This is a genomic window from Blastococcus sp. SYSU DS0973 (assembly GCF_054051055.1).
The window spans coordinates 620,817-644,660 of record NZ_JBJHAN010000001.1 but is presented as its reverse complement, the minus strand read 5'-3'; the positions used below and the strand labels follow the sequence as shown (position 1 = coordinate 644,660).

The following is a 23,844-nucleotide window of genomic DNA, read 5'->3' as shown; positions in this document are numbered from 1 at the left end:
GAGGACTTTGCGACGATCCTGGAGGCTCTCAGGGCGTTCATGGACACTATGTGGAGAGCCCCTAGAATCGGCCTGTCTGGAATACCAGTCTTAGTGCTGCGATTTATCCACTTACTAGACTCATGGTCCCCACCTCGTCGTAGTATCTCGCTGACCAATGCGACTTGGGGGGGCACGTGGACGGCGGCGACTGGCTAGCAGCAGGCGCGACACTGCTCGGGGCATTGATTGGCCCACTTGTGGCGAGTCGATTGCCTAGTGCGGGCACGAGCATCCAGGTGTCCGGGAGTCCTGGCGCGCAGGTGATCAATGGGAAGGTCAAGATCGATAATCGTCAAGTAACGCGCGTGACGATTCGATCGGAGCCCAGCCCTCCCTCTGGCCCGGCATCGGCGCCGCCTCGGCCATCTTCCTCGTCTGGGGCACAGAGTAGCGGGGACGGTGGCGAACCCTGGGGATACTTGCTCTTGGCCTTTGTTGTCCTCGTAGCCATGGTCGTGGGCTATCTCCGGTATCAAACTCAGATCAATGGCATAGTGATCGCATTGCAGCTATTCGCGGCCACTACCGCCTTCTCCGCTCTGCTCACGGCTCGACTTCGTTCCGTCGTTTTCGGCCCATGGATCACCGCTCAAATCTTCCTAAATGTCGCTATGGCAGTCATCGCCATCCTGGCAGTTCGCTGGACAACTAACCCGCCATTCTGGGACGGCGGCGACTTCGCACAACTTCTCGCTGACGGTGACCACATGTCACCCAGAGAACTTTTTGAGAATCACGGCATCGAAGCGGTCTTCTTCATTGGATACCAGATCCTCGGGCTTCTGTTTAGCGTCCTCATAGTTGCCTTCATCTCCCTGCATAGCCTTAAAGTTTTCTTGGCGACAGGGCTCGTGGTTCGTCGGCGAGTCGATCCGGAGTACACCCTAGGACGGATTCGACAGTGGTTTCTCGGAGGAATTTACGGTGGCCCAAGCTTGCCATTCGGGTTGGCAGTTTTCGCTACGATGGTCTCGCTGTTCCTGATCAGTGGCCTCGGATTCTCGCTGATCAACCGGAACGTCGAGTCCATCCCGTCCACTCCTGCTCCAGCTTCGACCGCCCCCGCCCCGCCTGTTCCCACCACCCCTGCACCAGTGCCCACTTCCTAATCTCACTCGCTCGGACAGGGGGTGGCCTCGCATCAAGTGATCGGGCTTAGATGGGAGCCGCCATAGGTCTTGACTGCGCGCGCCGCTCATTGCGGGCATGTGCGGTCAATGGCCGCGCGGTCTGCTGTCCCCCTGAGCGCCCTTGTGAGGCGACGAGAGGACGTCCCAAGCGTTGGAAACTCCATAGGGGAGGAGTTCGTGCCTCTGGGGTCCACTCAGCGGGATTGGGTCCCTATGTACAGGGGGGTGTAACCCACCGTGTTCGACTACTGGCATCGCCATGTATTAGCAGCCGAGCGGATGCCACTGTTTCGACTTCGACGTATGCCATGCAGGTGTTGGATGTGCTCACCGGGGCGCGCACCGACCACCCGGTGACGTCGCCATCAGTCTTCCGTCGTTCGGCGCCAAGTCTTTACTGCCAGCTCCGCCAAGCGCTCCTGGCGATCCCAGACGGCCTGGGGTGTCCAGTCATCGAGCTCGCCCACTTCCCGGGTGAGTGCCAGACTAGATCCGGCCAGTACGCGACGCTTCTCTGAAAAAGGCCCGTTTCCAAGGCTGGTGTTGTCGCTGACTCGGAGCAGCACCTGGTTGCCCATCAACAGCTTCATGTCGGACAACTCGTCCGGGGTGAAGGCCGGCCAATCCGTAGGCACTGCGTTGCGCGGCAACACGTGCTCCAAATTGACCTCGGAACTGTCTGCGTTGGGCACAAACTCGGGCTGGCTTTCCCCGCTGGCCGTTTTTTCTAGCGCGATCAGATAGTAGCGAGCGAGCCAGCCACGGCGCACGGTATGCGTGGCGAAGACCGTCTTGAAGTCGCGATCCGTCGGAACCTTAGTCGAGAACTTCTCCGCGATGGCCTGGGCGGTCGCTAGTGAACCCGTGCTGACCTCGCGAGCGGACTCTGCATAAAGACGCTCGGTAACGCCTGCACTGCCCCCGCCAACAACGAACCAGCGCACGGACCATGAGACCAGCAGGCTCAAAAGCTTGGTGACCTCCGTATCCGGCAACGCTCGCATTGCGGCAAGCAGGAGTGGGCGACATTGTTCCACGTTCAAGCGGCGCAGCGTTTCCAGCGCCGCCTTGGCCTTTTCGCTGTAAGGCTTCCAGTATTCGGCATCGCGGTCGAACATGCCCGACCAGAGGGGCGCGCTCTTCGCCAGGTCTTTCGCCAAGTCAACGGCCCCTTGCTCGTCCGCGACCGTTGCGCGCATCTCGGAGAACAGAGCCTTGACGCGAGCGACGCCTTGGGTCGAAGCCCAGTAGTGGCGAAGGAACGTATCGGCTTCCGTGACGTCTTTCTGCCCGGTAAAGGGTGCCATGGTCTGACTCCATGCAACTTTCGCCTCTTCAATCCGAGAAGCTGACGTGCCGAAGATGTGGCCCTTTAGGAGATCGGCGGTGCTTAGGTTGAGACCGCGATCGTTCAACGTCTCGAAGATGACGAAAGCGCGGTTCTCATTCGAGACGTGGACCTCGATGACCTTGGCGTTGGACAGCACGTAATCGTGCCACTGGACGAGGGGGACTTGCCAATCTTCACCAGAGCGCCCAACGATTAGGGCTTCTAACCGGCTGCGCATACTGTCGTATGCGGCAACAAGGCGGCGGTGCGACTCCTGATTGACTGCGGACGCCGCCTGAGCTCGCTGCCCGCCAATCAGGCGCTGGAAGACGTCGTTGTCTTCCGCGTTGAGAGTGAGTCGCGGCTCCAGCTCTCGTGTCGACATGTTTTTCTTTCCCAAGAAGTCGCGCTCGACTTCACCGGCGCGCTCGTCGCTTCGGGACTTGAAGATGTCTCGCATGGCGGCATAGAAGAGACTGACCGTCGCGAGGCGTTGCTGTCCATCAATCACCTGCTGGCGGCGAGATCCAGTGGTGGTGGTGACGACGGAGCCGAGAAAGTATTCTCGCGCGCCCAAGTGGATGGCCTTTTGCAGATCGTCCCAGAGCTCCGCGACTTCGTCTTCCTTCCAGGAGTACGAGCGCTGGTAGTCCGGGATAGCAAGCAGGCGGTCGGAGATCAAGTGTCCCATGCCGTAAACGAAGGTAGAGAGCTGAGAATCGGGGCCGTCCGAGACGCCCTGGTTTGCGGTCACTCTTGCATGATGACACCCGGTTCGGCGACGAGCTCCTCGCCATACGCCGTGATGGACGGATGGAGCTCCCGTGACTGGAGGGGCGCGTGGTGCCTCCCGGCCGTCTGCTCCACTCGCCTGGGCAGGGAGTCGGAGGCCAGGCCGGTGGCTGCACGGTAGGTCGGCTCGGGCTGGCCACTAGATCGGCGGCGAAGCGGTGTAAGAGGTGACCCTAAAGCTTTCAGACCACATTACCGCTTGTTGACCGCTTTAAACTCATTGCACTGACCGCTCCGCTCTGAGCGCCTGTGTAACGGCCGTACGGCTGCCCCTAGGGGTCCCCACCTGCGAAACGCGGTCGGGGGCTCCCTGGGCGCCCTGGGGGCGTTGGCGAGGGCATTGGGAAGACTGCCCTTCATCGGCGAAGGTGGGCAATGGGCAGAATCGGCGGCAGGGTCGGATGAAGGGTTAGAAGTACTAGACCTAACGTCTATAGGTTAAGGGTTAAAAGTACTAGACCTAACGTCTATAGGTTAAGGGTTAGAAGTACTAGACCTAACGTCTATAGGTTAAGGGTTAGAAGTACTAGACCTAACGTCTATAGGTTAAGGGTTAAAAGTACTAGACCTAACGTCTATAGGTTAAGGGTTAAAAGTACTAGACCTAACGTCTATAGGTTAAGAGTTAGAAGTACTAGACCTAGACCTAGGAGGTTAATGGTCTGGTAGTGGTCTCGTCACTGGACCTTCGGCGGGATGGTCAGCCGATAGGCGCTGGCTCGACCCGTCTGGCCCCGGCTCACCTGGTGGACCCACCCGTGGTCCCGGAGGTACTTCAAGCTCTCCTTGATCGTGGACTGCCCCTTGCCCGAAACGGCGGCCAGGGTCTCCACGGTGGGGCGGATGCTGGTGCCGTCACCGTTCGCGTACGTCGAGAGCAGCAGGGCCACGTGCTGGCATCCGGCCGTCATGCCCTCGGAGCGTGACCGTGTGACCAGAGCCTTCTCCCACTCCCACTTGGTGGCGGGTTGTCCGACAGGGGCCTGATGGGGCTGAGCGCCCTCCGCAGGCGGCCTCCGGGTCTCGGACGGCTGGACGGTGTGCGTGGTGCTGTTGTTCATGCTTAGTCCGTCCTGGTCCTGAATCGCTCACGAGTGGGCTGGCTGGTTGTCCAGTGCGAGGGGGTGGTGCTCGGAGTCGTCGGCGTCACCGGGAGCGTCGTCCTCATCGAGAGGGGGAACGGGGACCGCGAAGCCCTCCTTCGCCGGCTGGGGCCGCCTGGGCCGTTCGTCAAGGGCGGTGAACCAGTGCTCGCGCTCGGTGGCGTAGCTGGTGTCGCCGTCCTTATAGAGAAAGGGAAGCAGTGGCCGTTCCCTTGCCTCGTAGATCACGCGCAGGTCCAAGGTCACCTGGTGAGTGATGGGGACGTTCTTCTTGCCCCGCCCACGGGGGTAGAGCTTGATGCGGGCAACTCTGGCCAGCAGGCCGCGTTGCTCATCCAGCGTCAGCTTCTCGAACTCGCGCACCTGGTCCATGCGTGTCGGCACGTTGGCCTGCACCTCGGCGTCAGCGATCTCCTGTTCGATCCGGGTCTTCTGCTCCTGGAGAGACCGGCTGGCAGTGGTCATCTGCTCCTGGTTGAGCACCCCCTCCGCGAAGGAGGCCGCGACTGTGTTCATCCGACTTTGCATTGCCTGTAGCTCCTCCCATAGCTTGGACGGCATGCCCCGCTCTGGCAGGGGCATCAGCAAGCCCGGGCGAGTGGTCAGCATGGTTCTAACGATCGCTTCCCGGATTACGGCGTCAGCGTCATCTCGTGGCGTGCTGATGTGGTAGCTCGCGCATTGGTAGATCAGTCGCCCTTGGTACCCGGACCCTGCGGCGACAGGCTCATCGCAGACGGCGCAGTGAGCAATCCCCGTCAACAGGTTGCTAGCCTTCCTGCCCCGACTCTCTCTGCGGGTGAGCCGTGAGGGGTCCGTCAGCTTCGCGACGAGCAGGGCGTGCGTCTCGGGCGCGATGATCGGCTCCCATCCGCCCTGGCCGATCACCTCACCCTTGTAGGTGGCGAGACCGGCGTTGCGGGGGTTGAGCAGAATCTTGCGCAGACCGTTGTGCGTCCAGCCGTCCACACCCTTGGAGCTGCGAGGGGTGCTCACGCCAAGGGCTTTCCACTCGCCCACAACCGACCGCAGCGATGCGCCGGTCAGGACGTCGTCTGCCGCCTTGCGGATGAGGTCCGCTTCACGTGGGATGACCGTGCCGTCCAGCTCGTAGCCAAAGGGTCGCCAGCCGCTTGACCACGGCTTGCCCTGTGCCGCCCGCTGCTGGTTGGCAAGGCGCTGGCGGGCAGCCTTGCGTTCCACCTCCAGCTCACCGAATACCGACTGGATCGTGCCGAGGGCCTTGCCCATCTCGGTTGACAGGTCCACGTCGCCAGATGCCGTGGTGATGGCAACGCCGGTCTCGCTGCACACCTTGGCGATCTGGAGGAACTCAGAGGTGCTGCGCGTGATGCGGTCGATGGCCCACGCCATCACCACGTCCACTGTGCCGCTCCGCATGACCTCCAGCACCCGGTCCCAGCCCGGGCGCTTCTTCCCCGAGTAGGCGCTGTAGGAGATGTCCTCCACGACGTCCACGACGGTCCAGCCCCGGATTGCGGCGAGCTGTCGGCAGGCGTCCTCCTGGCGGGCGTTCGACTTCCCCTCGCCCGTGTCGTCTTTGGAGATCCGCGTGTAGATGAGCACGCGCTTGGAGTCTGGCATGCGCCGAGTTTAGCCCCTCAACGGTAACAAAGCGTTCGCCCTCTTCCCGGGGCTCATCAGCATCGTCTCGCTGGCGCAGTGAGCCCGCGGACAACCGAAAGGAAGACCATGCCCGTTCTCATCTCTGCCGCCCTGGCTGCCCTGGCCGACCGCCTGCGCGGTGAGGATCCCGAGCGGGGTGACGTGCCCGGCTGGGTGATGATCACCGTGATGACTGCCGCCCTGGTGCTGGCGATCCTCATCCCGTTCCGCGCGGCGATCGTCGATGCGGTCACCAACGCGCTGACGTCGGTCACGGGTGCGGGCTGAGCGGCTCCGCCGCGGCGACGACGGTGAGCGGGGGAGCGCCGTCGTCGACTTCGTCATGGTCTCACTGCTGATCGTGGCGCTGCTGCTCGCGGTGCTGCAGGTGGCGGTGTACGTGCACGTGCGCAACGTGGTCACCGCCAGCGCGCAGGAAGGGGCGCGGTACGCCGCCAACGCCGACGTCGACTCGACCCTGGGTGCCGCGCGCACCGTGGCGATCGTGGCTGCGGCGACGTCGGTGCGGACGGCGCAGGGGATGGCGTGCACGTCGGAGGAGGAGCTGGACACCAGCGGCGCGACGCTGGTGGTGGTGCGCTGCTCGGGGTCGGTGCCCTCGCTACTGGCGGCGCTGGGCGACGTGCTGCCGCTGGAGGTCACCGGCCGGGCGATGAAGGAGGCCGCGTGAGGTGGCTGCGCGCCCGCCTCGGGCAGATCGAGGGGGAGCGCGGGTCGGCGCTGGTGGAGTTCGTGTTCGTCGCGCTGGTGGTGTTCGTGCCGCTGGTCTACATCGTCGCGGGGTTCTCGGCGGTGCAGCGCGGGGTGTTCGCCTCGCAGGCCGCAGCGCGGGAGGCCGGGCGGGCGATGGGCACCGCCCCGGACCCGGTCACCGGGCACGAGCGGGCGCTGCGGGCCACGGAGCTGGCGGTGGAGGACCAGTCGGTCGAGGCCACCGACGTGCGGCTGGCCTACGCCCCGGCCGCTGCGGGCTGCGATGCGGCGGGCGGCTACTCGCCGGCGCTGGCTCCGGGGGAGGAGTTCTCCGTGTGCGTGACCGTGACGGTGCGGATCCCGCTGCTGCCGGAGTTCGTGGAGGCCAACACCGCCACCGGCCAGTTCGTCGTCGAGCGCGATCGCTACGTCGACGGTTGACGCCGCATCGACGGGCTGTTGTCAGCGACGGCGCCGTCGCGTCCCGAGCAGCTCGCGGGTGAGCTCCGGCCGAGCGCCGACGCCTGGCCGGGGGAACGAGCGGTGGATCGGTGACTCCAGCACCCGGATCATCGTCCACGCGACCGACGTGGGCGTGCCTCGATCGGACAGCACGGTCACCGCGGCCTCGCTGATGCCCAGGCCGGTGAGCAGCATCTCGAGGTCGTGGTCTTCCGTCCGGCGGAAGGCGGACACCGTCTTCCCCAACGCGAGACGGGATTGCTGCAGAGCTCGGTCGACCGGCGATCACCCTCTGGCGGCGCGAGCCTCATGCCGTGCGCCGGGGCGCGCCACCCACCAGGCGCCGGTCACCACCCAGGCGAGCCCCAGCGGTACAGACAGCAGCGCGCGGTCGTCCTGCGCATTGAACGGCACCGCGATCACGGAGGCGACCACGAGGAGAGCCCCGACCCACGGTGAGGGTCGGCGGCTCCGCACGATGCCGCACCCGCCGACGAACGCCCCGGCGACCGGAACGAGCCGACCAAGGGAGTCGCTGTCGTGCAGCCACCACAGCGGCGAGTCGTCGGGCAGGACCGCGTTCACCACCATTCCTCCCGCCAGCAGCCCGGCGCCGGCCCACAGCAGGACACTGCTGGCCCGGAGGAGCAGCCGTCCCCCATCCCGCCCCTCCGCGGCCAGCCGGCCGACCGCCACAGCCAGCGCCGCGACCGCCAGCAGCAACAACCAGGCGAGGTCCTCGCTCGGGCGGTGGGAGGCGCCCGTGACCCCGCACTCCTCCGACACGCAGCCCGGCGGGCGCCTGCCGAGAACGACCGCGTGGGCGGCCCAGATCGCCCCGCCGACCAACGCGAGCCCCGGCCCCACCCGCCACCGATCTGCCACAGTCGGCATTCCTACCTGGCCTTGCCGGTGGAGATGGACCGAGGATCCGTCAGTTGGGAAGGTGTCAGCGCCGTCGCTTCTTCGGATCTCCAGCGCGTGCTGCGCCCGGTTGCCGGGCCGACCGAGGACGGCGCTGGGCACGTCCGTGGGTTCGTGCGACGAGGAAGATCCCGCTGCCTTCGAGCCGATCAGTCGCAGGGGCGGGTCACCGACTCCAGGACGCGGTGCTCGTCTTGTGAAGAGCAGGTGTGCCTCGTCGAGGAAGCAGGCCTGCACGGCGCCGAGCGTCGTCGACCGAGCAGCCAGGCAGCCCCGATGCGCGCCGCCCCCGCGCCCCGGGGTGCCGGCCGAGGAGCAGACCGATGCCTGGGAGACCTACTTCCTGCCTGGCCGTGGTCGCGGTCCTCGTTCTGGCCCGGCGCCCGACATGGCTCTCGTCCGGCGCAACGGTGTGCGCGGCAGCCCGGCCCTGCCCGGTCGGGCGTGCTCAGGCCTGCGCAGGGCCCGCCGGCACGGGCACCAGCAGGGTGTCGAGCGGCAGCCGTTCCCGTGCCGTCCGCTCGCGGGCGGCCAGCGCCTCGGGCAGCTGGGCTTCCTCGTCGCGGCGGCCGAGGGCCAGGACGACGAGCGGCACCACCGCGGCCGGCAGCTCGAGCAGCGCGGCGACCCGGTCCCGGTCGAAGCCGCCGAGCTGGTGCACCGCCAGCCCCTCGTGCTCCGCCTGCACGGACAGGTGCGCGACCGCCTGTCCGGTGTCGTACACGGCCCACGGTCGCGGGGCGCCACCCGCGCCGGCGGTCTCGGCCGCGACGACGACGAGCGCCGACGCCGCGTGCGCCCACAGCTGATTGCCCGCAGCCAGCGCCTCCTGCACGGCGGCGAACTCCGGCGTCCCGCGGCGGGCCACGGCGAACCGCCACGGCTGGCTGTTGTTCGCGCTCGGCGCCCACCGGGCGGCCTCCAGCAGCGCGGTCAGCTGGACGTCGGTGATCTCGTGGGCGGTGTCCAGCCCGCGGGGGCTCCACCGGCCGGCGAGCAGCGGGTGCAGGGGAACGGCGGTGACGGCGGTCTTGCTGACGGTCATGACAGCCGCAGCGTGCATCGAGCGCTCGAGCATTCCGTGCGGTCGCTCACCCGACGAGACCCTGGTTGCGTCGGCGGGCCACTCGGTTCTGCAGGGCGGGGGCCTCGACCGTTCGTGCCGGGGCGCCGCCGGGAGCAGCTTGGAACCGGGCCCACCGAGAAGCCGGTCCAGGTGCCGACCGGTGCCCGATCTCCCTGCACGAGGGAGCGTCGTGAGCGTCCACACCCACCGCGCCCCGAGCGCCCACCGCCCTCGCCGACGGGGCACCTCTACTGCGGTAGGCCGTACATCGCTGACCCCGGGTGGTGCGACCGCCGCACGGCCGGTGGCCCGGCGGGGCGGCGGTCGCGCCCCGGGTCAGTCGATGACGTACTCCGACACCACCCGGGTGCTCACCACGTCGCCGTCGGCCAGCTTGCTCGCGGTGACCTGGTCAGGTGCCTCGCCGTGCTCCACCCACCGCTCGATGGCGCTCAGCCAGTCCACGGTGTCCTCGCCGGGCCCGCCGGCGCAGTGATAGACGCCGGGAAGGAGGAACAGCCGCATCCAGTCCTCGGTGGCCGCGCGCCCGCCGTTGGCGGCGACGGCGTCGCGGACGTAGTTGATGGTGCCCTCGGGCGTGATCAGCGGGTCCGCCCAGCCGTGCCAGACCAGCAGCTTCCCGCCCGCGCGCTCGAAGTGGCGGAGCTTCACCTCGTCGGCGTTGTAGATCTGCGCCATCGACCGCAGCTTGGGGGCGTCGCGGGTGGGGTCGAAGTCGGACAACGAGTAGCCGGGGCCCGGGTCCTTCGGGAAGGCCAGGTACTGGAGCACCTGCTGGGCGTAGTTCCCGCCGCCCGACAGCGCGGTGTCGGTGCCGATGCTCCAGCCGGGCCAGCCGGCCTCCGAGCCGACCACGAGACCGCCCGGGTAGAGCTGGCGGCCGCGGTCGTCGACCGGCGGCGCGTAGAACGCCCGAACGACGTCGATCTGGGCCGACGTCAGGCAGTCCGGCTGGTCGACGTCCCCGTCGCACTGCAGGGTGCCCGGGTCGAAGTCGCAGCCCTCCGGATCGGCGATCACCCCGTCGACGGCGCCGTCCCGGCCGTCGCACCGCTCCAGCGCCGCGGCAGCGACCACCGGAACCTTCGTCGTGGGCAGGATGACCGTGCCGTCGGCACGCCGGTTGACCGTCTCGAGATAGCCCTGGGAGAGGGGGGCCAGGTAGTTCTGGTAGAGCGCCGGGGCGCCCGCGACGATCCCGTCGAAGTCGTCGGGGTAGCGCTGGGCCTCCGACAGCGCCTGCCGTCCACCGGTGGAGCAGCCCTGGAAGTAGGAGTAGGTCGGCGCCTGGCCGTAGAACCGCTCGATGTACTGCTTGGCGGCCACCGCCACCACGTGCGGCGAGCGGTACCCCCAGTCGATCTCGGCCTGCCGGTTATCGTGCGCCCACGAACCATCGCGCTGGTCCTGGTGGCCGCTGTCCTCCGCGGCCACCGCGTACCCGCGGGACAACGCGTCCCCGCACGAGTCGATGGGGATGTAGCCGCAGAAGCCGCCGCAACCGGTCTGGAAGTAGCGCTGGTTCCAGCTCTCCGTGGGGAACTGCATCCGGAAGCCGATGTTCCCGATGCGACCGCCGAGATCGCAGTGCTCGGGCGTGCCGGCGACGGCGGGGACGACGGACGCCGTGTCGATGACCGCGGTGTCGCGATCGACCCGGATGGTGCTGCCGACGAGCGCGGCACACCGCTCCGCGGCCGGCCCGTCGGGTGGCGGGCCGCCGGACGGCGGAGCGGCGGTCGCCGGTAGGGCGAAGGTCATGAGGGCGACGAGGGTGAGCAGGACGACGCCTGCCCGCCCTCGGCCGGTGGTGCGCGGAATGATCGTCATGCGGGCCTCCCGGCGCCGACACGCATTGTTCCGCTGATCGGAACGAATGGTGGCGTGCGTTGCGGGCATTCAAGGATCCTCAGGCCGCAATGGCAATGACTCGGGACCAAATCGGGCCGAGGTTGCGACGATTTAACAATTCGCGCCGACCATTGTTCCGCTTAGAGGAACGACTGCAGGAGGTGGCCCACCGAGCGGAGGAGCACGGAAACTGCGGCAACGGCTGGGGTCGCGGCCGCCGCTGGGGGAACTGAGCAGCCGCGGCGGCGGGCGCCGCCGCGGCCACGCCGGTGGGGTCAGCCCCCGCGCTCCACCTCGGCCTGCACCACGCCGCGCACCGCGCGCAGCAGCGCTTCGTCGGAGGTGTCACCGCGGTCGAGGGCCTCGCGGGCCGGTCCGGGCAGCAGGCCGCCGTCCACGGTGTCCAACCAGGTCACGTCCCCGCCCATCCGTCGGCCGACCTGCAGGCCGTCCCCCTCCGGGCGCAGCACGTACTCCTCGCCGTCCAGCTGGATCGTCATCTCGTCGGTCATGACCGCCCCCTACCCCCGGGACCACCGGTTCCACGCAAGGACCGCATCGGGCGGGAGAGGATGCCCGCATGGACGAGGAGTGCTGCGAGGTCGTCGTCACCGCGGACGACGCGGATTGGCTGGCCGGCTTCACCCGCACGCTGGTCGAGGAGCGGCTGGCCGCCTGCGGCCACCACCTCGCGCCGATCCGGTCGGTCTACCGCTGGGCGGGGGCGGTGCAGGACGGCACCGAGGCCCGGGTCGCGCTGCACACCCGCCGGTCGCTCGTGCCGGCGGTGGTGGCGCGCACCCGTGAACTGCACCCGTACGAGGTGCCCTGCGTCATCGCGCTCCCGCTCGTCGGTGGCGACCCCGACTACCTGCGGTGGATCACCGACGAGACGCGGCAACCCTGACCGGGTAGCTGTATCGCTGACCCGTTGCGGGTACGGGGCCGCCGCCGGCGCGTGGCGGCCACCACTCCCGCCGATGCACGCAGCAGGATGTGGGACGGCGCACCGCGATCTACCGGAGGGGACGTGGCAGCAGCACCTGGAGAGCGCGAGCTGCCCCTCGACGTGCGCCGCAACGCGGGCTCGTCCGGCCGGGACGCCGCGCTCGTGGAGGCGGTGCTCGATGCCCTCGCCTCCCCGACCGTGCTGCTCGACCCGGCCGGCCGCGTGGTCCTGGCCAACTCGGCGTGGACGGAGGCGGGGCGGGAACGCCAGGCGCCGATCCTGCCGGGCGAGGACTACCACGCGCTCGCCTTGCACCTGCGCGACGACGCCGACGCCCGCCGGCTGGTGCGCGAGCTGCGCGAGCTGTCCCGGGGCGAGCGCACCGAGGTCTCGGTCGACCGCTCCGTCCCCGACCCCGCGGGCGTCGCCACGAGCTGGTTCCACGTGCAGGCGTCCCGCGTCGACCAGGCAGGGCACGTCGTGGTCACCCACCTCGACATCACCGCCCGCGTCCGCGCCGAGAAGGCATCGGCCTGGCGGGCGCGCCACGACTCGTTGACCGAGCTGCCGAACCGGGCACACCTGCACGAGCTGATCGACGCCGAGCTCCTGCACCCCCGCCGTCCCGCGGTCGCCGTCCTCTTCCTCGACGTCGACGGCTTCAAGGACGTCAACGACTCCCTCGGCCACGAGGTCGGTGACGAGCTGCTGCGCCAGCTGGCCGGCCGGCTGCTCGACAGCACCCGCGCGCAGGACGCCGTCGGGCGGCTGGGTGGCGACGAGTTCGTCGTCCTCTGCCGGGACTGCGACGCCGACGGCGCCGAGCTGCTCGCGCACCGCTGCCAGGCCACCTTCGAGCAGCCCTTCGAGCTGGACGGGACCACCCACCGGCTCAGCGCCAGCATCGGGATCGCCGCCATCCCGGCCGGGGACCGCGCCGGCGTGCGGTCCACCGATCTGGTCCGCGACGCCGATCTGGCGATGTACGCGGCCAAGGCCGCCGGGCGGAACCGGGTGCGGATCTTCAGCCCGGATCTCCGAGCCCGGGTGCAGCGCAAGGTGCAGCTGGCGGCCGAGCTGCGGGACGCGATCTCCGACGGCGGGCTGGTCCTGCACTACCAACCGGTGGTGGAGCTGGCGACGGGGGAGGTCACCGGTGTGGAGGCGCTGGTGCGCTGGCGGCATCCCGAGCGCGGGCTGGTGCCGCCGTGCGACTTCGTGCCGGTGGCCGAGCAGCACGACCTGATGATTCCGCTCACCCGCTGGGTGCTGGCCGAGGCCTGCCGGCAGGTGGCCGCCTGGCGCGACGAGGGCGTCGCCGTGGTCGCCGGGGTCAACGTCAGCGCGGCGCACCTGGTCACCGGCACCCTCGTCGACGACGTCGTGACCGCGCTGCGCGGCGCCGGTCTGCACGCCCGCCAGCTGATCGTGGAGCTGACCGAGACCAGCGCCGCCGAGGACCCTGCCCGCGCCGCCCAGCAGTTCCGGCGGTTGCGCGACCTCGGCGTCGAGTCCTCCATCGACGACTTCGGCAGCGGCTTCTCGTCGCTGAGCCAGCTGGTCGCCATCCCCGCCGGCGTCCTGAAGATCGACCGGAGCCTGGTCACCGGGACCGACGATCCGGACGGCTCGTCGGCCGCGGCGGTCGCCGCCGTCGTCGGGCTGGCCCGGGCCTGCGGCATGCGGAGCCTGGCCGAGGGCGTGGAGACGGCGACGCAGCTGCAGCGGGTCACAGAGCTGGGCTGCCGGTACGCCCAGGGCTTCCACATCGCCCGGCCGATGCCGGGTGACGAGTTCCCGGGCTGGGTCCGCCGGTACCGGGCCGGCTGAGCGTCCGGCCCGACGGGTCCGTCCCGCTGTGCGGTCGCCCGAGTGGTCGGACCACGACCGTGTGGACACCGTCGTTGTGTTGCAGAAAGCGCGCGACCGCGCGCGCCCCGCAGGAGAAGACGACCCGATGCCCAGGCCCAGGCTGCTGACCGCTCTGACCGCTGCGCTGGCCGCCGTCCTGCTGGGCGGCGGCGTCGCCGGGGCGGCGCCCACCTCGACGGAGACGGGGGAGTACGCGCCGCTGGACCAGCGCGGCCCCGCGCTGTCGGTGCCCAAGGCGGCCCTCCAGGAGAGCCTCACCTGCAACGGCCCGCTGCGCGGCCTGGAGCAGGACCCGATCCTGCTGGTGCCGGGCACGACCATGGACCCGCAGGTCGGCTTCGACTGGAACTACATGCGGGCCTTCGAGCAGCGCGGCTGGCGCTGGTGCGCGGTGACCCTGCCCTCCGACGCGACCGGCGACATCCAGGTGGCCGGCGAGTACCTGGTGCACGCCATCCGCACCATGAGCCAGCAGGCCCACCGCGACGTCGACGTGGTCGGCTGGAGCCAGGGCGGCATGGTGCCCCGCTGGGCGCTGCGCTTCTGGCCCGACACCCGCCCGCTGGTCGACGACCTCGTGGGCCTCTCGCCGTCCGACCACGGCACGGTCCTCGCCGACACCTCCTGCGGCACCGGCCCGTGCACGCCGGCCAACCACCAGCAGGCCTCCCGGTCGGAGTTCCTGGAGGCGCTGAACAGCGGGGCGGAGACCTTCGCCGGCGTCGACTACACCGTCGCCTACACGGCGGCCGACGAGATCGTCGTCCCGAACACCCCGCCGGTGGCCAGCTCGGCGCTGCGCACCGGCTCCGGTCGGATCGTCAACATCGCGACCCAGGAGGTGTGCCCGGCCAACGCCGCCGACCACTTCGCCATCGGCAGCTACGACCCCGTGGGCTACGCGATCGTCGTGGACGCACTCACGCACGACGGCCCGGCGGAGCGCGGGCGGATCCCGCTCACCACCTGCGCCGAGGTCTTCCAGCCGGGGGTCGACCCGGCCACCTTCACGGCCGACTACGCCGCCTTCGTCGGCTACGCGGTGGACAGTGACGGCGACGCCCCGGAGGTCGAGGACGAGCCGGCGCTCGCCGCCTACGTGTACGCCCGCCGTTGACCGGCGCGGCGGGCCGGGCGGGCTCAGCCCGGCTCGCCGCGGGCCTTCCGCCGGGCGATCACCACGATGTCGACCGCGGCGACGGCGGCGAGCACGAACAGCACCACCGGGAACGCCACCGGCACCGGGTCGGCCCTGAGCATGAGGATCCCGCCCCCGATGCAGATGACCAGGCCGAAGACGGCCAGGACGAGCCGGAGGGTGAGCGCCGACCGGGCCGGGGGCGCACCACCGACACCCGCCGTGGGGTCGTGGTGGTCGGGGAGGCCGCGGGCGTAGTCCTCCCGGGAGCGTTGTCGCTTCGGGTCGGTCATGGCATCCCTGCGTACCCGCGCCGGGAGCGCACTACCCTGGGTCGACGTGGCCGCTGACTTCTCCGTCGTCCTGGACGAACTCGACACGACCCTGAAGTCGATCGAGGCCGTTCTCGACGTCGACCGACTCCGCCGGGAGGTGGCCGAGCTCGAGCAGCAGGCCGCCGCCCCCGACCTCTGGGACGACGTCGAGGCCGCGCAGGCGCTGACCTCCAAGCTCTCCTACATGCAGGGCGACCTGCGCCGGGTGGAGGAGCTGCGGAGCCGGCTGGACGACGTCGGTCTGCTGCACGAGATGGCCGCCGAGGAGGGCGACGAGGCCACGACGGCCGAGGCCGAGCGAGAGCTGGAGGCGCTGCGCAAGGTGCTCGACGAGCTCGAGGTCCGCACCCTGCTGTCGGGCGAGTACGACTCGCGCGAGGCGCTGGTGACGATCCGCTCGGAGGCCGGTGGGGTCGACGCGGCCGACTTCGCCGAGATGCTCATGCGCATGTACCTGCGCTGGGCCGAACGCCACAAGTACCCGACCGAGGTCCTGGACATCAGCTACGCCGAGGAGGCCGGCATCAAGTCGGCCACCTTCTCGGTGAAGGTGCCCTACGCCTACGGCACTCTCTCGGTCGAGCAGGGCACCCACCGGCTGGTGCGCATCTCGCCGTTCGACAACCAGGGCCGCCGGCAGACGTCGTTCGCCGGCGTCGAGGTGCTGCCCGTCGTCGAGCAGACCGACCACGTCGACATCCCCGAGAACGAGATCCGGGTCGACGTCTTCCGCTCCTCCGGTCCCGGTGGGCAGAGCGTGAACACGACCGACTCCGCCGTCCGGATGACCCACATCCCAACCGGCATCGTCGTGTCCTGCCAGAACGAGAAGAGCCAGATCCAGAACCGCGCCGCTGCGCTGCGCGTGCTCCAGGCCCGGCTGCTCGTCGTGCGCCAGCAGGAGCAGAAGGCGGAGATGGACGCCCTGAAGGGCGAGGGCAGCAGCTGGGGCAACCAGATGCGCTCCTACGTCCTGCACCCGTACCAGATGGTGAAGGACCTGCGCACCGAGCACGAGACCGGCAACACCGCGGCGGTCCTCGACGGGGACATCGACTCGTTCATCGAGGCCGGTATCCGCTGGCGCAAGCAGCAGGAGGCCACCGCCGCCTGAGGAAGGACACCTCTTCCCCGGGCCTCGCCGGCCCGGCGCCGGCCCTGCAGAGGAGCCGGCAGGTGGGTCCTTCCTCACGTTCCGGGCCGGGTCGGAGCCGGACGCAACCGTCCGTGACCGGCTGACCGGGCCGTTGCAGGGACGCGGTGACACAGGGCGAGAACGACTCCGGAGCGTTCCGTGGCGAACGGGCTGTGCGGGGCCCCGGGACTAGTACCGTGGCGCCTCGTGATCGAAATGCAACACGTCACCAAGCTGTACCCGGCCAGCGGCCGGCCCGCCCTTGACGACGTGTCCACGGAGATCGACAAGGGAGAGTTCGTCTTCCTCATCGGCTCCTCCGGTTCGGGCAAGTCGACCTTCCTGCGGCTGCTGCTGAAGGAGGACGACCCGACGTCGGGCACGGTCTCGGTGAACGGCAAGACGCTCAACACCATGAGCAAGTGGCAGGTGCCCAAGCTCCGCCGCACCATGGGCTGCGTCTTCCAGGACTTTCGGCTGCTGCGCAACCGCACGGTGGCGCAGAACGTCGCCTTCGCCCTCGAGGTCATCAACAAGCCGCACCGGACGATCAAGCGGGTCGTCCCGGAGGTGCTGGAGATGGTCGGGCTGGAGGGCAAGGCCAACCGGCTGCCCGGCGAGCTCTCCGGTGGTGAGCAGCAGCGGGTGGCCATCGCCCGCGCGTTCGTCAACCGGCCGCTGGTGCTGCTGGCCGACGAGCCGACCGGAAACCTCGACCCGGAGACCAGCGAGGGCATCATGCTGCTGCTCGAGCGGATCAACCGGACCGGCACCACGGTGATCATGGCGACGCACGACTACCACATCGTCGACTCCATGCGCCGCCGCGTCATCGAGCTCAACGGGGGAGTCCTCACCCGCGACCAGTCGCGCGGTGTCTACGGCGTGGGCCGCTAGCAGCGCCCGCCACACCGCCGACCGCGTCCGCACGCATCCACGACAGGAAATCCATGCGCGTCAACTTCGTGCTCTCCGAGGTGGCCACCGGGCTGCGTCGCAACCTCACCATGACGGTCGCGATGATCCTGACCACGGCCATCTCGCTCGGACTCATGGGCACCGGCCTGCTGATCGCCGGGATGATCTCCGACATGAAGGAGATCTACTACGACAAGGTGCAGGTCTCCATCTTCCTGGCCGACGACGTCACCGACGAGCAGCGGGCGGCGATCGAGTCGGAGCTGGCCGCCTCGCCGGAGGTCTCGAACTTCATCTACGAGTCGCGCGAGGAGGCCTACGAGCGCTTCCGGCAGCAGTTCAGCCAGCAGCCGGAACTCGTGGAGAACACCCCGGCCGACGCGCTGCCGGAGAGCTTCCGCGTCGAGCTGGTCAACCCCGAGCGCTACGAGGTCATCGCGGCCGAGTTCCCGAACGGGGAGAACGGTGTCGACCAGGTGCGCGACGAGGGTGACTTCCTCGACCGGCTGTTCAGCCTGCTCAACGGGGCGCGCAACGCGACCATCGCCGTCGCGGTCGTGCAGGCGCTCGCCGCCCTGCTGCTGATCTCGAACACCATCCAGCTCGCCGCGTTCAACCGCCGGAACGAGACCAACATCATGCGGTTGGTGGGCGCCTCGCGCTGGTACACCCAGCTGCCGTTCATCCTCGAGGCGGCGTTCGCCGGCCTCGTCGGCGGCCTGCTCGCCGCCGGCGGGCTGATCCTGACCAAGGTCCTGTTCATCGACCGGACGCTGGCCGGGCCGATCAAGGCGGGCATCATCCCGCCGGTCCAGTGGGACGCGATCATCACCAACAGCGTCGTCGTCTCCGGCGTCGGGGTCGCGCTGGCCGGCATCGCCGCGTACGTGACGCTCCGGTTGTACGTAAGGTTGTAGGGGCGAGCCGCCCCGCGAGGCGGCCGGGGAGTGGAGGCCGGAGGCCGCCACGACGAGGGCCGGGGCACGCTCGTCGCAGATGGGGACGGCACCTGGCCGCGGTGTCGTCCGGAGGACGACGGAGGAACGGTGCCGCGAGAGACCGGGCGCAAGCTCATCGCCCAGAACAAGAAGGCGCGGCACGACTACTCGATCCTCGACACCTTCGAGGTGGGTCTGGTGCTCACCGGCACCGAGGTGAAGAGCCTGCGTGCCGGCCGCGCCTCGCTGGTCGACGGGTTCGCCTCGATCGACGACGGCGAGGTGTGGCTGCAGCACGTGCACATCCCCGAGTACGTGCAGGGCACATGGACCAACCACGCCCCGCGGCGCAAGCGCAAGGTGCTCATGCACCGCGTCGAGATCGACAAGCTGGTCGGCAAGACCCGCGAGGGCGGGCTGACCCTGGTGCCGCTGGACCTGTACTTCAAGGACGGCAAGGTCAAGGCCACGCTCGCGCTGGCGAAGGGCAAGAAGTCCTACGACAAGCGGCACGACCTCGCCGAGCGCGACTCGCGCCGCGAGATCCAGAAGGCCTTCGGGCGGTACGTGAAGGGACGACGGTGAAGGGCATCGCCTACGAGCGGTTCGGTGGCATCGAGGTGCTCGAGTTGCGGGACGACCTGCCCGAGCCGCCGGTCGGCCCGGACACCGTGCTGGTCCGCACCCGCGCCGCCGGGGTCAACCCGGTCGACATCGGCATCCGCGAGGGCGGCCTGGCCGGGTTCTTCCCGCACCACTTCCCGATCATCCCGGGCTGGGACCTCGCCGGCGTCGTCGAGGCGGTCGGCCCCGCGATCGTCGACTTCGCCCCGGGCGACGAGGTGTTCGGCTACCTGCGGCGCGACGACGTCCAGTGGGGGACGGCGGCCGAGCTCGTGCCCGCCCCGCAGCGGTGCCTCGCCCCCAAGCCGGAGTCGCTGTCGTTCACCGAGGCCGGCGCGCTGCCGCTGGCCGGGCTGACCGCCTACCAGGCGCTCACCGAGGCGCTCGAGGTCGGGGAGGGCGACCGGGTGCTGGTGCACCGGGCGGCCGGCGGCGTCGGCTTCTTCGCCGTGCAGATCGCCGTCGCCCTGGGCGCGACCGTCATCGGCACCGCCAGCCCGCGCAATCACGGCTTCCTCACCGACGCCGGCTGCGCCGAGGTGCTCGACTACTCGGCCGGCCCGGTCAGCGGGCAGCTGTCCGAGAAGGTCGATGCGGTGCTCGACCTCAACGGCGGGAACGCCCTGGCCGACGCGCCCGAGCAGGTCCGCGACGTCTCCCGCATCGCCAGCGTCGTCGACCCGTCGGTGAACGGGATGGGGGGCCGCTACGTGTTCGTCCGCCCCGACCGGCACGACCTCGAGGAGCTCGGCCGGATGGCCGACGCGGGGCAGCTGCGGGTCGCGGTCGCGAAGGCGTTCCCGCTGGAGCGAACCGGGGAGGCACAGCAGCTGGTCGCCGGCGGGCACGTCCGCGGCAAGGTCGTCGTCACGGTCCCGTGAGCGTCCGACCGCCGGCCGACGACGCCGACGTCCCGCGGTACTGGCGGGAGCTCGGCCTGCCCGGGCTCGTCGACGTGCACGTGCACTTCCTGCCCGAGCGGGTGCAGGCGAAGGTCTGGCAGTACTTCGAGGCAGCGGGGACCCACTACGGCTCCGAGTGGCCGGTCACGTACCGGCTGCCGGAGGAGGAGCGGCTCGCCGTCCTCCACCGGCTCGGCGTCCGGGCCTTCCCGACGCTGCCATACCCGCACAAGGCCGGGATGGCCGCGTGGCTGAACGAGTGGTCCGCCGGGTTCGCGGCCGGCCGCCCGCAGGTCCTCCGGTCGGCGACGTTCTTCCCGGAGCCGGGGGTGGACGACTACGTGTCCGAGGCGCTGGGCGCCGGCGCGCGGGTGTTCAAGGTGCACGTCCAGGTGGGGGCGTTCGATCCGCGCGACCCGCTGCTCGACGCGGTGTGGGCCCGGCTGGAGGAGACCGGCACCCCGGTCGTCATCCACTGCGGCTCCGGCCCACTGGCCGGCGAGCACACCGGACCGGAGCCGATGAGCGGGCTGCTCGAGCGGTACCCGCGGCTGCAGCTGGTCATCGCCCACCTCGGCATGCCCGAGTACCGGGACTTCCTGGGCCTCGCCGAACGATACGAGCGCGTGCACCTGGACACCACGATGTTCGCCACCGACTTCACCGAGCGGCTGATGCCCTTCGACCCGGCCGACCGCCCGCGGCTGGCGGCGCTGCGCGACAAGGTGCTCCTCGGCAGCGACTTCCCCTCGATCCCGTACCCCTACGCCCATCAGCTGCAGGCGCTGCACCGGCTGGATCTGGGGGAGGAGTGGCTGCGCGCCGTGCTCTGGCACAACGGGGCGCGGCTGTTCGAGATCGCGGCGTGAGCCGGACCTCCGGCTCGCCGCGCCCGCCCTCGGCCCGCCCGACCCGGGCGGCTGCCGCACCGCCGCTCCCGACGTCGACAGCGGCGACGTGACCGGTGCGCTGCGGGTCCACGAGCGCCTCGCGTTCGAGACGGCGCGCACCCACGTCGCCTGGTCGGTCCGGCAGCCCCCGGTGGCGAGTCGCTAGGGTCCGGCCATGGTCAGCGTCGATCAGCCCGAGCCCGCGTTCGATCCCGCACTCGTCGGCCGCGCGCACCGCGCGATCGACCCGCTGCACTCGCACCTCTACTTCGCCCCGGAGCAGGACGAGCACCTCGGTGCGGTCGGCCTGCGGCCGGGCCGGATGGTCTACTTCGCCGGCCGCGCCGCTCCGATGGGGGCCGTGGGGGCCGGCCTCGTGACGGCGACCTTCTACAACTTCTCGCCGTCGCTGGTCGCGCACATGATCCCGCGGGCCTGGACGCTCGCCGCGCCCGAGCAGGTGCTCACCGCCCGGCTCGACGCCGCCCGCGGCTCGCTCACCCGCTTGCTCGGCGAGGAGGTCGCCGGCTCCCCGGAGGTGGCCGAGCTGGCCGGCCTGCTCCGCGAGGCCTGCAGCGACCTGAGCGCCGAGGGCCGGCCGCTCTACGCCGGGCACGCCGACCTGCCGTGGCCGGGGGAGCCGCTGCTCGCCCTGTGGCACGGGGCCACGCTGCTACGGGAGCACCGGGGCGACGGGCACGTCGCCGTCCTGCTGCACGCCGGGCTCACCGGCCTCGAGGCGCTGATCACCCACTGCGCCACCGGTCGCGGCTTCACCGTGCAGGCCGCCAAGGCCACCCGCGGGTGGAAGGACGAGCAGTGGGACGCCGCATGCGCCGCGCTCGCCGACCGCGGGCTGCTCGACGACGCCGGGCTGACCGAGGAGGGCGCGGAGCTGCGCGCCCGCATCGAGATGCAGACCGACGCGCTCGCGGCCGACCCATGGCTGTCGCTGGGCGCGGAGAAGACCGCGCGGGTGGTCGAGATCGGCAAGGGCCTGTCGCGCGTGCTGACCGCGAACGGCGCGTTCGGCCAGGGCATCTTCGGCCGCTAGACGACCCGCTGGGACGGTAGGAGCGCGCAGGTGCTGCTCCCGCCGGTGGTGGACGTGGTCCCGGGGCCGTCGGCCGATCCGCGGCCGGGAGCCGGTCACCCGTGTGGGCGAGGACACCCTCGGGTCGTCGTCGCCGGCGTGGGAGCATGGGCGACGGCCGGAACGCGAGGGCGGGCGGCTGGACCCGGGAGGAGGACGTCGTGCGCAGCGAACCTCCCAGTACCGATCCCGAGGTCCTTCCCGCCTGCTGAAGGAGCCCGTTCTCCCCACCCCTCGCACGCTGCGACGGGACCGGGAACGGTGGCTGGCGAGAGGACCCCCGGTGTGCCTCGTCGTCCCCTGCCCTCCGGAGCCCGTCATGACCGAGCGCCGTCTCGCCCCGCTGACCGCCCTGACCACCCTCACCCGCCGTCCGCGGCTGGAGCCCGTGCGGACGCCGAGCGGGGCCACGGCGTCCGCGACGGTGCCCGACGCCCCGGCCGAGCCGTCGCGGATCGTGGACAACGCGGTGTACTCCGAGGGCCGCCGCATCGCCACGCCGGAGACTGCGGCCGAGAGCCGTGAGGAGCTGGCCGCGGGGGAGGAGCGGCTGGCCTGGATGGGGCTCTACCGCCCGCAGCCGAACGAGCTGGGCGCGCTGGCCGAGCTGTTCGACCTGCCCGAGCTCGCCGTCGAGGACGCCATCAAGGCCCACCAGCGGCCGAAGTTCGAGCGCTACGGCAGCACGCTGTTCGTCGTGCTGAAGGCCGCGCGGTACGTCGACGCCCTGGAGGAGGTGGAGTTCGGGGAGCTGCACCTGTTCCTCGGGCCGGACTTCGCCGTCACCGTGCGGCACAGCGAGTCCCCCGACCTGGCTCGCGTGCGCCGTCGGCTGGAGAGCGAGCCGGCGCTGCTGGCGAAGGGCAGCGAGGCGGTGCTGTACGCGGCCCTCGACGCGGTCGTCGACGGGTACGGGCCGGTGGTCGAGGGCCTGGCCAACGACATCGACGAGATCGAGACCCAGGTGTTCGGCGGTGACCCCGGTGTCTCCCGGCGCATCTACGAGCTGTCGCAGGAGGTGCTGGAGTTCCAGCGCGCGGCGCAGCCCCTGACCGGCATCATCGCCGCGATCACCGCCGGTTTCGACAAGTACGGCGTGGACGAGGAGCTGCGCAGCTACCTGCGCGACGTCGCCGACCACGTGGTGCAGGTCAACGAGCGGGTGGAGGGATTCCGCCTGCAGCTGCGCGACATCCTCACCGTCAACGCGACGCTGGTCGCGCAGCGGCAGAACGAGGAGATCCGCGAACTCACCGAGACCAGCATCGCGCAGGGCGAGGAGGTCAAGAAGATCTCGGCCTGGGCGGCGATCCTGTTCGCGCCGAGTCTCGTGGGCGGCGTCTACGGCATGAACTTCGACCACATGCCCGAGCTCGACGAGGTGTGGGGCTACCCGTTCGCGCTGCTGCTCATGTTCGGCGTCAGCCTCACGCTCTACCTGGTGTTCAAGCGTCGCGACTGGATCTGAGCGCGGGACCTGCGGCGGGTCGGGAAGCATCCGGGCGGTCCCGGGCGGCGGGAACAACCTGCTTGTGCGGCCGGTTATCCTGTTCGCACAACTACACAGGGGGTGATTGGTCTCGACTTCGGTCGGGTGTCCAGGGGAAGCGAGCCGAGGAAGGCAACGATGAGCTCGTTAACCACGCGTTGCACAACACACAAGCGCCGACTCTGATCAGCGCGACTACGCCCTCGCTGCCTGACGGTAGCTAGGCGGGTCTGTCAGCCCGGGTTCGTCATCGGCCCGGATCCTGGCATCAGCTAGATGACTCACCGTGCGTGCCGGTCGCGGGCGCGCACGGGACATCCAACAGCGACTGGGCCCGTCACACCGACTCGTCTGCGTGATCGGTGGGGCCGAGCAGAGGCACAGCAGACTGCGCTCGGAGAAGCCCTGGATATGCGTCGAAGGACGCGGGTTCGATTCCCGCCACCTCCACCACGAGGTCTTCGCAGATTGTGCGGAGACTCTTCGTAGATTGACGAACC

Annotated in this window: 24 protein-coding genes, 1 other RNA gene and 1 pseudogene; 16 read left to right on the top strand and 10 right to left on the bottom strand. The window is 69.8% G+C overall.

Annotated features, from left to right (window positions below; translation table 11 throughout):
- Positions 1-491 precede the first annotated feature (491 nt).
- Positions 492-1,151 (top strand): hypothetical protein, encoded by a 660-nt coding sequence (locus ACI791_RS03265; RefSeq protein ID WP_456584710.1) that lies wholly within the window; start codon positions 492-494, stop codon positions 1,149-1,151.
- Positions 1,152-1,537: 386 nt separating this feature from the next.
- Here ACI791_RS03265 and ACI791_RS03260 read toward each other — a convergent pair whose 3' ends face one another.
- From ACI791_RS03260 to ACI791_RS03250, 3 genes are all read right to left on the bottom strand, one after another.
- A complete protein-coding gene (locus tag ACI791_RS03260) occupies positions 1,538-3,256 on the bottom strand; it encodes a DUF262 domain-containing protein (RefSeq protein WP_456584709.1) in 1,719 nt (572 codons plus the stop codon).
- Positions 3,257-3,971: 715 nt separating this feature from the next.
- Entirely contained in the window at positions 3,972-4,205 is a 234-nt protein-coding gene (locus ACI791_RS03255) for a helix-turn-helix domain-containing protein (protein ID WP_456584708.1), read from the bottom strand.
- A gap of 177 nt (positions 4,206-4,382) precedes the next feature.
- Positions 4,383-6,002, bottom strand: coding sequence for a recombinase family protein (locus tag ACI791_RS03250; protein WP_456584707.1), 1,620 nt, complete (start codon positions 6,000-6,002; stop codon positions 4,383-4,385).
- A 108-nt stretch (positions 6,003-6,110) separates the two neighbouring features.
- Here ACI791_RS03250 and ACI791_RS03245 point away from each other — a divergent pair, with 108 nt between their 5' ends.
- Genes ACI791_RS03245 through ACI791_RS03235 form a run of 3 tightly spaced genes read left to right on the top strand, consistent with a single transcriptional unit; the run spans position 6,111 to position 7,178 of the window.
- On the top strand, positions 6,111-6,311 hold the full coding sequence (locus tag ACI791_RS03245) for a hypothetical protein (protein ID WP_347059668.1): 201 nt from the start codon (positions 6,111-6,113) through the stop codon (positions 6,309-6,311).
- Entirely contained in the window at positions 6,301-6,714 is a 414-nt protein-coding gene (locus tag ACI791_RS03240; RefSeq protein ID WP_456584706.1) for a TadE/TadG family type IV pilus assembly protein, read from the top strand. The genes ACI791_RS03245 and ACI791_RS03240 overlap by 11 nt, the downstream gene beginning before the upstream one ends.
- Positions 6,711-7,178, top strand: a complete 468-nt coding sequence (locus ACI791_RS03235; RefSeq protein ID WP_456584705.1) for a hypothetical protein — start codon at positions 6,711-6,713, stop codon at positions 7,176-7,178. The genes ACI791_RS03240 and ACI791_RS03235 overlap by 4 nt, the downstream gene beginning before the upstream one ends.
- A gap of 21 nt (positions 7,179-7,199) precedes the next feature.
- Here the strand turns inward: ACI791_RS03235 and ACI791_RS03230 are convergent, their stop codons facing one another.
- From ACI791_RS03230 to ACI791_RS03205, 6 genes and pseudogenes are all read right to left on the bottom strand, one after another.
- On the bottom strand, positions 7,200-7,445 hold the full coding sequence (locus tag ACI791_RS03230; RefSeq protein ID WP_456584704.1) for a helicase HerA-like domain-containing protein: 246 nt from the start codon (positions 7,443-7,445) through the stop codon (positions 7,200-7,202).
- Positions 7,446-7,484: 39 nt separating this feature from the next.
- The gene (locus ACI791_RS03225; protein ID WP_456584813.1) at positions 7,485-8,084 is read right to left on the bottom strand and encodes a hypothetical protein; all 600 of its coding nucleotides are present in this window, start codon (positions 8,082-8,084) and stop codon (positions 7,485-7,487) included.
- A 99-nt stretch (positions 8,085-8,183) separates the two neighbouring features.
- Positions 8,184-8,360: pseudogene (locus ACI791_RS03220) on the bottom strand (helicase HerA-like domain-containing protein); the annotation flags it as partial.
- Positions 8,361-8,571: 211 nt separating this feature from the next.
- Entirely contained in the window at positions 8,572-9,168 is a 597-nt protein-coding gene (locus tag ACI791_RS03215) for a nitroreductase family protein (RefSeq protein WP_456584703.1), read from the bottom strand.
- Between the two features lie 357 nt (positions 9,169-9,525).
- The gene (locus tag ACI791_RS03210) at positions 9,526-11,040 is read right to left on the bottom strand and encodes a tannase/feruloyl esterase family alpha/beta hydrolase (protein ID WP_456584702.1); all 1,515 of its coding nucleotides are present in this window, start codon (positions 11,038-11,040) and stop codon (positions 9,526-9,528) included.
- A 296-nt stretch (positions 11,041-11,336) separates the two neighbouring features.
- Entirely contained in the window at positions 11,337-11,573 is a 237-nt protein-coding gene (locus tag ACI791_RS03205; RefSeq protein WP_456584701.1) for a hypothetical protein, read from the bottom strand.
- A gap of 68 nt (positions 11,574-11,641) precedes the next feature.
- Between ACI791_RS03205 and cutA the strand changes: the two genes are divergently transcribed.
- The 3 genes from cutA to ACI791_RS03190 all read left to right on the top strand — a co-directional run bounded on the left by cutA (position 11,642) and on the right by ACI791_RS03190 (position 14,999).
- Positions 11,642-11,968 carry a divalent-cation tolerance protein CutA gene (gene cutA / locus ACI791_RS03200; RefSeq protein WP_456584700.1) on the top strand — a complete coding sequence of 109 codons (327 nt, stop codon included), beginning with the start codon at positions 11,642-11,644 and terminating at the stop codon, positions 11,966-11,968.
- 123 nt (positions 11,969-12,091) lie between these two features.
- Complete coding sequence (locus ACI791_RS03195) at positions 12,092-13,840, top strand: putative bifunctional diguanylate cyclase/phosphodiesterase (protein ID WP_456584699.1); 1,749 nt, start codon at positions 12,092-12,094, stop codon at positions 13,838-13,840.
- Positions 13,841-13,967: 127 nt separating this feature from the next.
- A complete protein-coding gene (locus ACI791_RS03190) occupies positions 13,968-14,999 on the top strand; it encodes a lipase family alpha/beta hydrolase (protein WP_456584698.1) in 1,032 nt (343 codons plus the stop codon).
- A 23-nt stretch (positions 15,000-15,022) separates the two neighbouring features.
- Here the strand turns inward: ACI791_RS03190 and ACI791_RS03185 are convergent, their stop codons facing one another.
- The gene (locus ACI791_RS03185; RefSeq protein ID WP_456584697.1) at positions 15,023-15,313 is read right to left on the bottom strand and encodes a DUF6343 family protein; all 291 of its coding nucleotides are present in this window, start codon (positions 15,311-15,313) and stop codon (positions 15,023-15,025) included.
- Positions 15,314-15,359: 46 nt separating this feature from the next.
- Here ACI791_RS03185 and prfB point away from each other — a divergent pair, with 46 nt between their 5' ends.
- The 9 genes from prfB (at position 15,360) to ssrA (ending at position 23,797) form a co-directional block, all read left to right on the top strand.
- Entirely contained in the window at positions 15,360-16,469 is a 1,110-nt protein-coding gene (gene prfB, locus ACI791_RS03180) for a peptide chain release factor 2 (RefSeq protein WP_347059677.1), read from the top strand.
- A 237-nt stretch (positions 16,470-16,706) separates the two neighbouring features.
- A complete protein-coding gene (gene ftsE, locus ACI791_RS03175) occupies positions 16,707-17,387 on the top strand; it encodes a cell division ATP-binding protein FtsE (protein WP_199580242.1) in 681 nt (226 codons plus the stop codon).
- Between the two features lie 53 nt (positions 17,388-17,440).
- The gene (ftsX, locus tag ACI791_RS03170; protein WP_347059678.1) at positions 17,441-18,325 is read left to right on the top strand and encodes a permease-like cell division protein FtsX; all 885 of its coding nucleotides are present in this window, start codon (positions 17,441-17,443) and stop codon (positions 18,323-18,325) included.
- Between the two features lie 129 nt (positions 18,326-18,454).
- A complete protein-coding gene (gene smpB, locus ACI791_RS03165; RefSeq protein WP_347059679.1) occupies positions 18,455-18,931 on the top strand; it encodes an SsrA-binding protein SmpB in 477 nt (158 codons plus the stop codon).
- A complete protein-coding gene (locus tag ACI791_RS03160; RefSeq protein WP_456584696.1) occupies positions 18,928-19,851 on the top strand; it encodes an NADP-dependent oxidoreductase in 924 nt (307 codons plus the stop codon). Before smpB ends, ACI791_RS03160 begins: the two co-directional genes overlap by 4 nt.
- Entirely contained in the window at positions 19,848-20,741 is an 894-nt protein-coding gene (locus ACI791_RS03155) for an amidohydrolase family protein (RefSeq protein ID WP_456584695.1), read from the top strand. The genes ACI791_RS03160 and ACI791_RS03155 overlap by 4 nt, the downstream gene beginning before the upstream one ends.
- A gap of 196 nt (positions 20,742-20,937) precedes the next feature.
- A complete protein-coding gene (locus tag ACI791_RS03150; RefSeq protein ID WP_456584694.1) occupies positions 20,938-21,816 on the top strand; it encodes an SCO6745 family protein in 879 nt (292 codons plus the stop codon).
- Positions 21,817-22,174: 358 nt separating this feature from the next.
- Entirely contained in the window at positions 22,175-23,323 is a 1,149-nt protein-coding gene (locus tag ACI791_RS03145) for a magnesium and cobalt transport protein CorA (RefSeq protein ID WP_456584693.1), read from the top strand.
- A gap of 98 nt (positions 23,324-23,421) precedes the next feature.
- Positions 23,422-23,797: a transfer-messenger RNA gene (ssrA, locus tag ACI791_RS03140) on the top strand.
- The last annotated feature ends 47 nt before the right edge of the window (positions 23,798-23,844 follow it).